We start from the raw sequence: 13457 nt of genomic DNA, 5'->3' as shown, positions 1-13457 counted from the left end.
GAGCGAACCGGCCCGGTTCCTCCCCGCCGGCCTGGCCCGTCCCATCGACGAGGAGACAACGGTGACCACCCCAACCCTGCCCGCCGTCGCGCATTTCGCCGACCTGCAGAACCCGCAACCGTTCGGCCTGTACTCCGCAGCGACCGTGGTCCCCCGCGACGCCCCGGGACGCCTCGCGCTGGGCGGCGTGGACTGGGTGCCCAGCAACTGCGGCCCGTCCGGCGTCTGGAACCACCCCATCTGCCCACCGCTGGATCCCGACGACCCCGACGACACCAAGTCCGGTGACCGCCCGGACGACGGACACTTCCCGCCGGTGACGATCTGGGCGACCGACGAGTGCAGCTTGTACGCGACCGACACCAGCGCCAGCGTGGCCCGTGCCGAGCAGCTCTTGCGGCTGCACGAACCGCTCTGGGTCGAACGGTATGTCGCCGCTCTGCTCGCGGACCGGGCGACGGCGCTGCCCACGCAGACGACCGTCACCGGTGCGGTCGGCGCCCTCGAGCAGGCGCTGGGCGAGGTCGGGTTCTCCGGCGTGATTCACGCTCGCCGAGGCCTCGCCGCGACGGCGACCGAGCACCGCCTGGTCGAGCACCAGGGCGCGATGCTGACCACCACGCTCGGCAACCGGTGGGCGTTCGGCGGCGGCTACACCGCGCTCGCGGACACCCTCTATGCGACGGGCCCGGTCACGGTCTGGCTCGACCCGAGCATCAGCCGCGAGTCGATCGAGCACAAGATCAACATGCGGCAGATCGTGGCCGAACGCAGCGCGGTGGTGGGCTGGGAGTGCCCGGACACCGTCTACTCGGTGCAGGTGACGGGCTGATGCCGACCGGAGTGTTCGTCACCATCGACGGCGCGACCGCAGAAGTCCACGTCCCGGATCCGGTGCTGCGCGGCAAGGTCGCCCGCCAGCTCGTCGACGCAGCGCAGCCGGAGGCCTGGCGGGTAGAGCTGCGCACCACCCGTCGCCCCGGACCGGTGTACGTCGCGCCCGTCGAGATCGTCGACCGCGCCGGCCTCCTCGACCACGAGGACCAGGACCCGTTCGACGCCGGAGGCCTCCACGTCGAGCCGGTGCTCCGGGAGAACACCACCGACACACCGATTCCCGTGCTGTCGAGCCCGGCATCCGTAGAGGAGGCAGTCGAGCCGCCGCCGCGGACCGGCCGCGGGGCGTCTGTTCCGGCCTGGCGCGCGTTCCTCACTGACCGCGCTCTCGAGTGGGGCGTCGAGGACAGCCGCGCTGACCTGATCGCCCGATGGGACCGCCACAACGATCGGAGCACCCCATGAGGACCCTCGCGTTCTGGAAGGCGACTGCCGAGCGCGCGGTCAAGACCTTCGCCCAGGCCCTGCTCGCGCTGATTACGATCGGCGCCACCCTCACCGAAATCGATTGGGCTGCGGCGCTGAGTGTTTCGGCCACCGCGGCGCTGGTGTCGGTGCTGTCGTCCGTCGTGTCCGCCGGTATCGGCGACCCCGAGTCACCGAGCCTGCTCCGTGGCCGGGGGTAGACCATGCTCCCCATCGCAGCGTCCCGGGAGAACGAGATGATCGGCGAAGTCGCCGGCGCGATCGGGGCACTCGGCCTCGGCGGCGCTGTCGTCACCGGCATATTCGGGCGCCGCAAACAGCAGGCCGACGCGCGCAAGGCCGAAGCCGATCAGGAGAAGGCCCGCGCCGAAGCGGTGCAGGTGCTGACCATGGCCGCGGCCGAGATGGTGCAACCGCTGCGCACCGAGCTCGCGCTGGTCCGCGCCGAGCTCGCCGAGGTGCGGGCGAACAGCGCCGAGCGCGACGCCCACCGGGCCGCCGCCGCGGTCCGGCACATGGCCTGGGACAACCAGGTCGCGTCGACCCTCCGAGACCTCGGGTGTGAGGACGTGCTCCCGCCTCCTCCGCTCGAGTAGGTGCTGGCCGGTGACGCGGTGCCGACCCCTGCTGGTGGCCGTTTCCCCCGCACCAAGTCACCGGCCAGTCCCGTGCACGCCCGCCGCCTACCGTCTGCGGCCAGGGAAACGGCCTGCCAGCACTCGCGCGCGAGTGAGCAGGAAGGCAACACACGACCATGGCTGGAGCAGAATTCGGCGTCGTCCGGGGCAAGGCGGCGCGGTTCACGAAGGCAAACCGCTGCGGGCGGCCCATCGAGGGAGAAGGGAACTACGCGGTCACCAAGGGCTTCGTCACGTCGACGCTGACCCCGGTGCTGAAGGACGCCGAGGAACTCGAGCAGCAGAACGCCGACGGCGACATCTGCGCGTCGGACCGCACCGCACCGGAGATCAAGTGGTTCGAGGTGCAGATGGAGTTCTGTGGGGTCTCCACCTGCATCTGGACGATGCTCGGCGGCTGGGCGCCGGTCATCGACTACAAGGGTGATCCGGTGGGTTTCGAGACCACCCGCAAGGTGGTCACCGACTCCGGTGTCGTGATGGAGCTGTGGACCGGCACCAGCTCCGACGACGCCTGCGCCACCCCGACCACCGACGATGTGTTCGGGCAGTCCGACGAGGCGACCGGCGACCTCTACGGGTACTTCCTGGTCGGCGTGAAGGAGTGGCAGCTGTCCGGCGGCCTCGAAATCGGCCGCCAGGTGTCGACCTTCACGCTGTCCGGCATCACCTACGACATCCGCGGCTGGGGACGCGGCCCGTACAACGTGGTGCCGATCGACGCCAGCCTCACCCCCGGGCGCCTGCTCGCCCCGGTCGGATCGCTCGTCGACGGGATCAGCGACCTGCATGTGGAGTCCACGCCGATCGCTCCCCCGGCACCGACCGACGGCTGCTGCACCCTGGCCGTGCAGTCGATCTTCACCGCGCCGAACTACTACTACGGCGGCCCCGCCGCCGCGCCGGCCGCCGACATCGCACCGGACCAGCCGGCCTGCGATTTCGTGCTGCCCGGCAGCTGATCCACCCCCGCGCAGCGCCGCGCCCAGCCTCGACCGGGCGCGGCGCTGCGCGTTCTCCACGACCTGGCCCGTGCACGCGCTCTCCGTACGGTCCGCGCTCAAGGAAGCGGCAGACCAGCGAAGGGATCAGCAGCACATGCGCATTGCGTTCCTGGGGAACTTCACCGTCCCCTACTCCAGCGAGACCCACCACGCACTCACCCTGGAACAACTCGGCCACACCGTCGTCCGGCTCCAGGAGACCCGCGCAACCGCACTCCAAATCGAGACCGAAGCGCTGCACACGGACCTGTTCGTGTGGGTGCACACGCACGGGTGGCGCACACCCGGCGATATCGCCACGACGCTGCAACGCCTGCGGGCCGCGGGCGTGGTGTCGCTGTCCTACCACCTCGACCGCTGGATGGGCCTAGCCCGTCAGCAGGAGATGCAGCCCGACCAACCGTATTGGCAACTCGACCACTTCTTCACCGTCGACCAGGTGCAAGCGGACTGGCTCACGGAGAACACGTCGATGCAGGGCCACTACCTACCGCCCGGGGTCTACGGGACCGAGTGCTACATGGCCATGCCACGCACCCGATTCGACGTCGCGTTCGTCGGCAGCAAGGGATACCACCCCGAATACCCGTACCGACCCAAGCTGATCGAATGGCTGACCGACACCTACGGCGATAGATTCCGGCACTACGGCGGCGGCGGGAACTGGCCGACCGTCCGCGGCGCCGACCTCAACGGCGTGTACGCCGACGCCAAGGTCGTGGTCGGCGACAGCCTGATCCTCGACCCGCAGTACGAAGGCAAGTACTGGTCCGACCGCGTACCGGAAACGCTCGGCCGCGGCGGGTTCCTGATCCACCCCTGGGTCCACGGAATCGACGAAAGCTTCCACGACATGCGCCACCTGGCGCTGTACCGCCATGGCGACCTCGAGCAGCTGAAAACACTGATCGACTACTTCCTGCGCAACGAGGCCCAGCGCGAAGAAATCCGGCGGGCCGGCTACCAGCACGCCTTGTCCAACCACACCTACAAGAACCGGTGGAACCACATCCTCGAGGCGATCGCGTGACCGCCATGGTGCCCGCCGTGCTGAATGGCCGATACGAGATCACCCTGCCCGCGCACCGCGCCGCCCGCCCGGACTGGTACACCCTCGCAGGCTGGGAACTCGAGCGGCTGGAATACCTGCGCGAGACGATCCGCCCGCTATCCAGCCCGGTCGTCTACTACATCGGCGCCGAAGAGGGCGAGATGGCTGCGCTGTGCCAGATGTGGGGAGCCCGGGTGGCGTTGTTCGAACCGAATCCGTTGGTGTGGCCGAACATTCGCGCGATCTGGGAAGCGAATGAATTGGACACACCGCTGTTCTCCTTCGTTGGATTCGCTTCCAACACGACCGACCTGGCGCCCCCGAATCCCGACACCACCGGACAACTCGGGCTGTGCCACGGCTGGCCGTCCTCCGCATACGGCCCAGTGATCGGCGATCACGGTTTCCGGGAGCTGTACCAGCAGGCCGACGCCTACCCGCAGATCACGATCGACCGGCTGCTCGAGCTGGGACGCCCGGCGCCCGACATCATCAGCCTGGACGTCGAGGGCAGCGAATGGCAGGTGCTGCGCGGCGCGGAGAAGACACTGCGAGAGCACCGGCCCACGGTGTTCGCGTCGATCCACCCCGAGTTCATGTTCCATCAGTGGAACCAGTACAGCCGCGGCCTGCGGGATTGGGTGATCGATCTCGGCTACGACGAGACGATCCTGGCCTACGAGCACGAACTCCACTGCATGTACGTGCCGGTGTCGGCATGATCGCCGCGGTGCGCTTGGATCCCGGCGACCAATGGGACCAGAACATGCTCGACCGGCTGCTCTCGGGACGGCTGTACCCACACGGCATGACCATCGAATACCGCGAGCCCTGGCCGGACACCGACGGCATCATCCTCGTCGTGCCGGGACGCTACTGGCACGACCGCACCGCGGAGATCAGCGCCGCGATCAACCGCTACGACTGGGTCCTGGCGGTGCGCACCGGCGACGAAGAGGCGCTGCTGGACATCAGCACGGTGGAGCACCCGAACATCAGGTGGTGGGTCCAGACTCCGCGCGGCGCGGAGGATTTCGGGGCAACCCGGTACCTGCCGCTCGGCTATCCGCCGCACTTCAACGAGCTGCCCGCCACCAAGAAGCGCCTGAATGTCTTCTTGTCCGCGCAGGACACGCACCATCGGCGGCACGAGGCGTTCGCGGCGCTGGACCGCGTGGACCGCGGCAAGGTCATCGTGCGGACCGAGGGTTTCACCAAGGGATGGGCCCCCGAGCAGTACGCGCACCTGATGAGCATCGCGAAGGTGGCACCGGCACCGGCCGGAGCGGTGTGCCCGGAGTCGTTCCGGGTGTACGAAGCACTCGAGGCGCACGCGGTACCGATCGCTGACGACGTCTCACCGGTCTACGACAGCCGGGGCTACTGGTCGACCCTGTTCCCGGACGCGCCGTTCCCGACACTCACCCGCTACAGCGACCTGCCCGGGTACATCGACGACGTCCTGGCCGACTACCCGCGTTCGGCGAATCGGGTTGCCGCATGGTGGATCCGGCAGAAACGGCGGATGGCCCAATGGCTCGACGCGGACCTGGCCGCGCTCGGCGCCGACCAGGCCGGCGAGCAGGACTGGCACCCGCCGATCACCGTGCTGATGTCGGTCAGCCCTATCCCGTCCCACCCGGACACCCGGATCATCGACGAGACGATCGCGTCGGTCCGCGCGCAACTGCCCGACGCCGAGATCGTCATCGCCTGCGACGGTGTGCGCCCCGAGCAGGAGCACCGCCGCGCCGCCTACGAAGAATTCCTGCAGCGCCTGCTGTGGTCGGCAGATCACGTGTGGCACAACGTGTTACCGCTGATCTACGACGAGCATCTCCATCAGGCCGCCTGCGCGCGCCGGGCCCTGGACCACATCGGCACGCCGCTGATCTTGTTCGTCGAGCACGACACCCCGCTGCTCGGCGATATCCCGTGGCGCGAGCTCGTCGACGCCATCCGCGCCGGCCACGCGAACACGATTCGGCTGCACCATGAGGCGAGCATCCTCGAGCCGCACCGGCACCTGATGCTCGACGACAGCCCGCAGGAAGTCGGCGGGGTGCCGATGATGCGCACGATCCAGTGGAGCCAGCGCCCGCACCTGGCGAACGCGTTCTGGTACCGGAACATGCTCGACCACATGCTGCCGGCCAAGACGTTCATCGAGGACCAGGCGCACGGCCAGCTGATCGACGCCTACCAGACCAGCGGCGTCATGGGGTGGTTCTGGTGGCGCACCCTGATCTACACCCCGCCCGGCAGTACCCAGCGCAGTTACCACCTCGACGGCCGCGGCGAGGAGCACAAATATGACTAGGGTCGGGCTGATCGCGCGCGCCGAGAACACCGGGCTCGGCATCCAGACCTGGGAGGCCTACCGGCACCTGCAGCCGGCCAAGACCATGGTCGTGCAGCCGGACCGGGGGCGCCGGTTCTTCCCGGAGCGATTCCCGGACGCAAAATTTATTCAGGGTTTTCCGCAGCGCCGGCACTTAGAAGAGTTCGTCGACGGCCTGGACGTCGTGTTCACGGCGGAAACGCCATACAACTACGACCTGTTCACGGTCGCCCGCGCCGCCGGCGTCGCGACGGTGCTGCAGTACAACTTCGAGTTCCTCGACTACCTGCAGCGCCGAGACCTGCCGCGGCCGGACGTGCTGGCCGCGCCCAGCATCTGGCACTACAGCGACGCCGACGCTGTCGGCCTGATCCCGCGCAAGGTGTTCCTGCCGGTGCCGATCGCGCTCGACCGGTTCCCGCCGCGGAAGACGTCCACCGCGGCGGCGGCCCGGTTCCTGCACATCGTCGGCCGTCCCGCGATCCATGACCGCAACGGCACCGGCGATCTGCTGGCCGCCCTGGCGCATGTCCGATCCCATATCACCGTCACCATTCGCAGCCAGGACCCCGAGTACGTCTCAGAGTTGTTGCGCACCAGGCGCGTTCCGCCGAACGTGCGGGTCGAAGTGGGGCGCGAGGTGGAGAACTACTGGGATGCCTACCGCGGACACGACGTGCTGGTGATGCCGCGCCGCTTCGGCGGCCTCTGCCTCCCCGCGCAGGAGAGCCTCGGTGCGGGGATGCCGGTCATCATGCCCGACATCTCGCCGAACGAAACGATGTGCGCGCAGGAGTGGCTGGTGCCGGCCCGCCGGACCGGTGAGTTCCGGGCCCGCTCGATGATCGACCTGTATACCGTGGACCACCGGGCTCTCGCCGCCAAGATCGACCAGTTCGCAACGGATCTCGCGTTCTTCCGCACATCGCAGGACGCGGCCCGGGCGCTCGCCGACGATCTTTCCTGGCAGCGTCGCAGGCCCGACTACGTCGAGTTGTTCGAAAGGCTCCTCGCTCATGCCTGATGTCGCGTTCGGGGTCGTCGCGCATACCGCGCGGCGACCGGCCGCCGAGCTCCTCGCCGCGCAGCTCGGCGCCTACCTCTCGGTCGACGACGGCACGCTCGGCGCGGTGGGCAACCACAGACATGTGTGGGAAGTTCTCGTCGACGCCCCCGCCCGCTGGGTGTGCGTGGTCGAGGACGACGCGGTGCCCGTCACCGACTTCGGCGACCAGCTCGCCGCGGCGCTGGCCGCGGCACCGTCGCCGGTCGTGAGCCTCTACCTGGGGAGTTCCCGGCCACCTGGATGGATGCAGGCCCGGATGCAGCTCGCGGTCGACGCCGCGGAGTCGGCCGACGCGTGCTGGGTGATGACCGACCGCATGCTGCACGCGGTCGGGATCTGCCTCCGCGCGGACCTCGTGCAGGACATGCTCGTTCACACCAAGCACGTCCGGAAGCTGGTGCCAGCAGATCAGCGGTTCGATCGGTGGCTGCGGCTGCGCAGGCTGCGCGTGGCGTACACGCTGCCGTCGCTCGTCGACCACCGCGACGGGCTCACGCTGATCGATCACCCGGACGGACAGCCACGCGACGAGCCGCGCACCGCCTGGCGCATCGGCGGCCGCGACTCGTGGACGACGCGGACCGCGGTGCTCGGACTCTGATCAGCTCCCGTTCAGGCGCGAGAGTTCCACGCGGGCGGCGTTGACCAAAAACGGCCTTGCGCGGGTACCCGGATGGTTGACGTACCGGGCGAACACGGTGCGGCCATCGACGGTGAAGCGGAGCGCCTTGGTGTTGCGGGGCCGGATGATGTGCGGCGCGGTGCCGTCGTGGACCCATCGGGAGTAGTTCGCGCGGGAGGTCACGCCGCCGTGTACATGTCCTGGCGTGAAGGTGATCGGATCGGTGACGATCTGGCGCCGCATGTTGCCGGTGTCGACCGGCGCATTCTGGCTCCCTCGATTGGTGATGCGGCGCGCCAGCCGTGCGACCTGGCGGGTCATGATGCCGCCGACACCGGTCACCTGACGTGCGAGCTGGTCGCGGTCGATCCGAAAGATGTACTCAACCATGGTCTTTCGCTCCTTCGAGGAACGAGGACTTGGCGAACTCGATCATGCCGAGGGCGGTGATCATGTCGAGTGATTGCCCGTCGTTGTCCTCGGCAGTCGCGGTGATCCGGTCACCGTCCTCGTCCAGGTAGCGCTCGACGACCACTCGTGCGAGGAGCACACCCTGTTCCGGCTCGTCGGCCATAAGCTCACCCTTTCAGCTGGGCGTGTGCCCATTGCGTCCATGCGATGACGCCGCCCTCCGGCCCGTACGGCTCGCCGGCGGCCAGCGCGGTCGACAGCGCCTTGTTCTCGTCCTCGGCACACTTCATCGCCCGGCACAGCGCGGCGTCGACCCGGTAGGAATCGTCGAGCTGGACAAGAGCTTCCTGTTCGAGGTCTTCCCACCGCGGTTCGGCATCGGTGTTCGCGCACCGCATGACACCGGCCTCGATGGTGATCGCGCGCGGGGCCGAGCAGCCGCTACCGAGGACCGCGGCTTCCTCGTTGGGAAGCTCGCGACTGCGGTAACGCCGCACGACCCGCACCCACAGCATCGGATCCGCGCAGTCGCAGCCGCTGCGGTGCCCGTTCCAAGCCGCCAGCGGCAACCCGTCGCCAGCGAAGAAGCGCACGTGCGGGCTTCCGCCACCGAGCGACGGTGTCACTGCGTTCTCGCTGTAGGCCACGCGCAGGTGCTCGATCACGAGCCCGACGATATTGATTGCGCGGTCAGACATCGGGTCACCTCACCGTCGGCCCGGCCGACAACCGGGCAGGATTGACCGCGCGGATCCACAGGTCGATGGTGTCGATGCCGGTCAGCCCAGCGCCGAACAGATCGTTGGCGTCGATCATCTGGAACGACACGCCTTGCCGGGTAACCGTCTGCACGCGCTTCGGTAGTCGGCACTTCCCGCCTGCACAGGCGTTGAAGAACTCGAGCGCGAGTTGCCCGACGTGCGTCCCGGTGCCTGCGGGCGGCGGGATACCGCGCTGGTATTCGACGCTCCAGGTGTCGGCCTCACCCAGCGGGGCGCCCAGGTTCTGGCGCGGCCACTGCGCGCCGCCGGTGCGGTACAGGTAGTCCCCTTCGAGCGCCCAGGCGCTGGCGTCCAGCGGCGTGCCCGCGATGGTGACCGCGTCGACGGAATCGACCGGGCCCGGGAGATGTACGACAGTCGGGCCGCTGCGGCTGCACCGGCCTGCGCAACCGCACGAGATGTTGCGCCACACGCCACCGTCCCAGACCGGGAACCACTCGGGCGCGCCGTAGTAGCCGGAGTAGCCGGGCCCGATCGCGACGTAGTCCACCAGCGGGTTCGCGCACCGTGCCGGGCACGGCCGAGCGACGACCGGGCAGACGCCGAACTGGCGGCCGGTGAGCGCCCACAGCACGAACACCGCGCTGTCGGCGGCATACTGCATGCGCTGCATGTCGATGGCGCTGCACAGCTCGGGCCAGCAGCTGCGATCGATCGGCCACTGGCAACTCACTCCTCCAGCACCTTGCTGGTTGTGTCCTCGTCGGCCAAGGGATCCGAGAATCCCGGAATGGCCAGCGCCGCCCCGATCAGCCCGAGTGCCTCCGGTACGGATCGGTCCCCGAGAAACTTCCAGCGCGTGGGGTCGAGGGCCGGACCGCGCTGATCCTTACTCCTCGGGCCTGCCAGCTGGTCGAGCGCGAACCCGGCGTGCATGTCGGTGAAGGCGAGCATCTCGCCCGCCGTCGCGTCGGTCGTACCGTGTGGTTTGGGCGGCCGGTGCGCCCACACTGCCTTGGCGATATCTTCGGCACTCGGCATATCGTCCTCCTCGTCGTTCCCCGGGCCGAGCAGCCCGAGATGTCCCGCCCTCAGCTTCTTGGCGAACGCCGCTACCCGGATGTCGCCCTCGGGCCAGCCCAGCTGGAAATGCATTTCATCGGCCCTTGACCAATCGGCACCCCAGAACACCGATCCCTCGAACAGATCCAGGCCGTGCCGCACAAGCCGGATCCGGGCCGCAGGCATGGTGCGAGCACCCCACGGGTACTTGGGGGCATTGATGTCGACCGCGACGCCGGCGAGGTGGTTGGAGTCCGGGACATCGTTCTCGGCCGACCAGCCCCAGACCGGGTTCGTGATCTCGTCGATGTGGCGGTCGTAGTACAGCAGCCACGCCGAGAGGATCGTGAGCGCGTCGCCCTTACGGATGGGCGCGGTGTCGACGAAGTCGAGCGGGACGGGCGGCAGTGCGCATTCATCGCGGTTGCACATGCGCCAACCGGCCTCGCTCCACTGGTTGCCGTAGACGGTGCGAAAGCTCACGATGCCCTCCTCGACTCGTGCCCGAGACGGTACGAGCGAGGCGTGCACCGACCTGTCGATGTGCCGCGGTGCTACCACCAGCAGCAGCCGATAGCTCATTTACCAGCGCGGTTGAAACGGTCGCGGGGGCTCGCGCGGGCCGTTAGACTTCTGGGTAGGCGAAAAGCCTTGGGCCACCGAGCACAGTCGTAGGACTGGGGTTCATGATTCAAATCAGGTAGCCCGCAAAGCGGTAGGTCAGGGGTTCGAGTCCCCTACGCTCCATCACATGGGGCGTTAGCTCAGTGGTAGAGCAGCCGCCTCCCGTGAGCGTTGGGGGACGACCACTGTGGTTGTCCCCCAACTGCATTTTCGGCTACGCCACCAGCAATTGGTAGTTGTCCCCGTTGGCGGGCGGCTCGCCGCCGCCGGATACCGCCGAGTCGTCCTGGATCTGGACGCCACCTTGGAGGTACAGCAGCGGGGCCTGAGCTTCGGTGTACGTTCCCCACATCACTGGGTTGTGGTCGACAGCTGAGGAGAAATGCGTTCCCTCCTTGCGGATTTCCAACATCCCCCCGTCCGCCCACTTCGTGATGGCCAGCCCGGCTGGTGTGCCGGTGGCCGGTAGGAAGCCGTCGGTGTAAGCGGGGTCGTAGATGCAGATCCCGCATTGGTTCGCCACGGTCCAGAAATGGACACCTGTGTGCCCGGCCGCGAGGTTCGCGCCGACACACACGCTGGTGGCCGAGTGGAGCGGGTTGCGGCCATTCCACCGGATCTGCAGACGGGCCACCATGATCCGCGGGTACCCGGACAGCGGGGCGCGGTGTGCGAAGCTGATCGGCTCGCTGGGCGTGCCGACTCCGGAGATCTCGCCGCCCTGGACGTAGAGCGTGCCGCCGCCGGAAGTGGTCCAGCCAGTAAGAACCGGCAGGTCGAAGTTGTCGCCATCGACCAGCGTCAGCGGCGGGGTGTCGCCGCTGACGAAGTCGTCCAGCGCCGCGCCCGCGGTGCCGCTCGTGTACTGGATCCACGCGCCGCGGTACCGATGGCTGATGTCCGCCCAGGTCGTATCACGAAACGCGGGTCCGGACCGTTGACCGTTGATGTAGACCCGGTAGACGGAGTACTCATCGACAGTGATGCGCACCAGGTCATTGAGCGCGATCGTAGTGGAGTAGCTGCCGATCGACGTGTACGTGCCGTTTATGCCGGTAATGCGGCCTACCGACCACGATCCCGCCGCGACGGTGAGTAGCACCATCTGGGTCATGGCCGAGTTACAGCGCAGCACCGCGCCGGAGCCGGCCGTGTTGTTCGGCGTGGTACCGACAACGAGTTCCACGAACTGCGCGGCCGTCGCGGTGGGCTCGTTGTAGATAACCGCCCGTCGGCCGACCGTGGTGCCGAGGGCCGTGAGCATCCCGGTCGCCGAGATGCCGATATCGGAAACGCCGGTCTTGGTCCAGTACGGGCCAACTGCGGAACCCGCCGGAAGGTCGAACCCGTGCTGCGCGATCGGCATTGCGGGCTCGACGAGCACCGCCGTCATGTGCGATGCCCGATGATGTCGGCGGCCAGGCCGGTACCGAGCGTGGTGGTATTCACCGCCGTCTGCACCACGTAGATCCGGTCACCTGCGGCGAGCGTCGCACCAGGAGTCAGGTAGGTCGGCGCGGTGGACGGGGTGCCCGAGGTCCCGGCGAGCAGGTTACCCACCGCCGTGCCGTTTTTCCTCAGCTCCGCCGCCACCGAGCCGCCAGTGCCTGCGGTGGCCAGCCAGTACCGCACCTGATCGAGCACCATGTTGAACGGCACGACCCAGCCGAGCGGCAGGTGCCCGGTCCCCGCGACGTGGAGTCCCTGGGTCTGGTACAGCATTACCCCGACCGACGTGTAAGCCTGGAGGTCGGCGAGCCGGACGGCGTCGTTGCTGCCCGACGGGCCTGCACCGAGCAACCTCACCCGTGGACCACCACCCGGTAGGCGGCAGCAGCCGGTGCCACCGCGAACGTCAAGGTGACGGTGTTGGCGTCGGTGTGCACGATGTCCGGCCACACCTCGGCGAAAGTGGCTGTGTCGTAGACGGACACGGTGATGTCGCGGGTGCCGAGATTGTGAGTCACCGCGATCGCCGTGCTGCTGCCGTTGCCGATGTTCTGCGCGAACTTCCGCACCGCCACCGCAGGATCGAGCTTCAGACCCGAGCCCGACACCAGGAGCCCGGAGTTGGTGTCCAACTGGATCGACACCACGTTGCCGGTGATGTCGATCCCGTTTCCCTCGGTGTAGGAGGTGCCGCCACCGCCGAACTGCGCCCAGGTGGTCGCTGTCGTGCCGATGGTGACCGGGTTGTTGGTGGTCTGCACCCACGCCGTGTTCGCGTTCGTGGTGCCTTCCCCGACGAACACCGCGGAGCCGTCGGCGAGTTCGGTCCCTGAATCGGCATCGGTGGCGCGGGTCAGCGGCGATGCTGCGCCGTTGAACACGTAGATGCCGTTCTCCGCGCCGGTGCTCTGGTTCTTCAGGAGTACCCGGTCACCACTGGTCAGGGTCACACCGTCGATCGACGCGCCTGGAGAGGCGACCGTGACGTTGCCGGTCGACGCTGCGCGCGCGGCGTCCTTCCACCGCAGGCCGGCCTGTCGGGCCTCCAGGGTCTGGAGATTGACCGCGTCGGTGGGAGCAGACGGGTCGCCGACGGACTGGATTCGCTGCCCTTGGGCGTCGATCCCGTTCATGAATTTCGTTG

The 13457-nt window shown here is 68.2% G+C and carries 17 protein-coding genes and 1 pseudogene; 10 read left to right on the top strand and 8 right to left on the bottom strand.

Annotated elements, in window-relative coordinates:
• Positions 1 to 61 precede the first annotated feature (61 nt).
• The 10 genes from ACFMRZ_RS26005 to ACFMRZ_RS25960 all read left to right on the top strand — a co-directional run bounded on the left by ACFMRZ_RS26005 (position 62) and on the right by ACFMRZ_RS25960 (position 8024).
• Positions 62 to 832 carry a hypothetical protein gene (locus ACFMRZ_RS26005; RefSeq protein WP_400181113.1) on the top strand — a complete coding sequence of 257 codons (771 nt, stop codon included), beginning with the start codon at positions 62 to 64 and terminating at the stop codon, positions 830 to 832.
• The gene (locus tag ACFMRZ_RS26000) at positions 832 to 1302 is read left to right on the top strand and encodes a hypothetical protein (RefSeq protein WP_400181112.1); all 471 of its coding nucleotides are present in this window, start codon (positions 832 to 834) and stop codon (positions 1300 to 1302) included. Before ACFMRZ_RS26005 ends, ACFMRZ_RS26000 begins: the two co-directional genes overlap by 1 nt.
• Positions 1299 to 1523 (top strand): holin, encoded by a 225-nt coding sequence (locus ACFMRZ_RS25995; RefSeq protein ID WP_400181111.1) that lies wholly within the window; start codon positions 1299 to 1301, stop codon positions 1521 to 1523. Before ACFMRZ_RS26000 ends, ACFMRZ_RS25995 begins: the two co-directional genes overlap by 4 nt.
• Positions 1524 to 1559: 36 nt before the next feature.
• Entirely contained in the window at positions 1560 to 1919 is a 360-nt protein-coding gene (locus tag ACFMRZ_RS25990) for a hypothetical protein (RefSeq protein WP_400181110.1), read from the top strand.
• Positions 1920 to 2077: 158 nt separating this feature from the next.
• Positions 2078 to 2923, top strand: coding sequence for a hypothetical protein (locus tag ACFMRZ_RS25985; RefSeq protein ID WP_400181109.1), 846 nt, complete (start codon positions 2078 to 2080; stop codon positions 2921 to 2923).
• Positions 2924 to 3059: 136 nt separating this feature from the next.
• A complete protein-coding gene (locus ACFMRZ_RS25980) occupies positions 3060 to 3995 on the top strand; it encodes a glycosyltransferase (RefSeq protein ID WP_400181108.1) in 936 nt (311 codons plus the stop codon).
• A gap of 5 nt (positions 3996 to 4000) precedes the next feature.
• Positions 4001 to 4738 carry an FkbM family methyltransferase gene (locus tag ACFMRZ_RS25975; RefSeq protein WP_400182971.1) on the top strand — a complete coding sequence of 246 codons (738 nt, stop codon included), beginning with the start codon at positions 4001 to 4003 and terminating at the stop codon, positions 4736 to 4738.
• A complete protein-coding gene (locus ACFMRZ_RS25970) occupies positions 4735 to 6336 on the top strand; it encodes a hypothetical protein (protein WP_400181107.1) in 1602 nt (533 codons plus the stop codon). The genes ACFMRZ_RS25975 and ACFMRZ_RS25970 overlap by 4 nt, the downstream gene beginning before the upstream one ends.
• Positions 6329 to 7381 (top strand): glycosyltransferase, encoded by a 1053-nt coding sequence (locus ACFMRZ_RS25965; RefSeq protein ID WP_400181106.1) that lies wholly within the window; start codon positions 6329 to 6331, stop codon positions 7379 to 7381. Before ACFMRZ_RS25970 ends, ACFMRZ_RS25965 begins: the two co-directional genes overlap by 8 nt.
• Positions 7374 to 8024 carry a hypothetical protein gene (locus ACFMRZ_RS25960; RefSeq protein ID WP_400181105.1) on the top strand — a complete coding sequence of 217 codons (651 nt, stop codon included), beginning with the start codon at positions 7374 to 7376 and terminating at the stop codon, positions 8022 to 8024. The genes ACFMRZ_RS25965 and ACFMRZ_RS25960 overlap by 8 nt, the downstream gene beginning before the upstream one ends.
• On the opposite strand, the gene ACFMRZ_RS25955 is transcribed toward ACFMRZ_RS25960, so the two are convergent.
• The 8 genes and pseudogenes from ACFMRZ_RS25955 to ACFMRZ_RS25920 form a co-directional block, all read right to left on the bottom strand.
• A complete protein-coding gene (locus tag ACFMRZ_RS25955; RefSeq protein WP_400181104.1) occupies positions 8025 to 8435 on the bottom strand; it encodes a hypothetical protein in 411 nt (136 codons plus the stop codon).
• Positions 8428 to 8619 (bottom strand): hypothetical protein, encoded by a 192-nt coding sequence (locus ACFMRZ_RS25950; protein WP_400181103.1) that lies wholly within the window; start codon positions 8617 to 8619, stop codon positions 8428 to 8430. Before ACFMRZ_RS25950 ends, ACFMRZ_RS25955 begins: the two co-directional genes overlap by 8 nt.
• A gap of 4 nt (positions 8620 to 8623) precedes the next feature.
• Positions 8624 to 9154 carry a hypothetical protein gene (locus tag ACFMRZ_RS25945; RefSeq protein WP_400181102.1) on the bottom strand — a complete coding sequence of 177 codons (531 nt, stop codon included), beginning with the start codon at positions 9152 to 9154 and terminating at the stop codon, positions 8624 to 8626.
• A gap of 4 nt (positions 9155 to 9158) precedes the next feature.
• Positions 9159 to 9911 (bottom strand): hypothetical protein, encoded by a 753-nt coding sequence (locus tag ACFMRZ_RS25940; protein WP_400181101.1) that lies wholly within the window; start codon positions 9909 to 9911, stop codon positions 9159 to 9161.
• A gap of 329 nt (positions 9912 to 10240) precedes the next feature.
• Positions 10241 to 10723, bottom strand: a pseudogene (locus tag ACFMRZ_RS25935) (M15 family metallopeptidase); the annotation flags it as partial.
• A gap of 355 nt (positions 10724 to 11078) precedes the next feature.
• Positions 11079 to 12230 (bottom strand): hypothetical protein, encoded by a 1152-nt coding sequence (locus ACFMRZ_RS25930; RefSeq protein WP_400181100.1) that lies wholly within the window; start codon positions 12228 to 12230, stop codon positions 11079 to 11081.
• A gap of 23 nt (positions 12231 to 12253) precedes the next feature.
• Positions 12254 to 12670 (bottom strand): hypothetical protein, encoded by a 417-nt coding sequence (locus ACFMRZ_RS25925; protein WP_400181099.1) that lies wholly within the window; start codon positions 12668 to 12670, stop codon positions 12254 to 12256.
• On the bottom strand, positions 12667 to 13446 hold the full coding sequence (locus ACFMRZ_RS25920; protein WP_400181098.1) for a hypothetical protein: 780 nt from the start codon (positions 13444 to 13446) through the stop codon (positions 12667 to 12669). The genes ACFMRZ_RS25925 and ACFMRZ_RS25920 overlap by 4 nt, the downstream gene beginning before the upstream one ends.
• Positions 13447 to 13457 lie beyond the last annotated feature (11 nt).

This window comes from Nocardia sp. N2S4-5 (genome assembly GCF_044628355.1).
GTDB lineage: Bacteria > Actinomycetota > Actinomycetes > Mycobacteriales > Mycobacteriaceae > Nocardia > Nocardia wallacei_B.
Note: the sequence above shows the minus strand (reverse complement) of the source record. Positions and strands in the feature narration are given on the sequence as shown.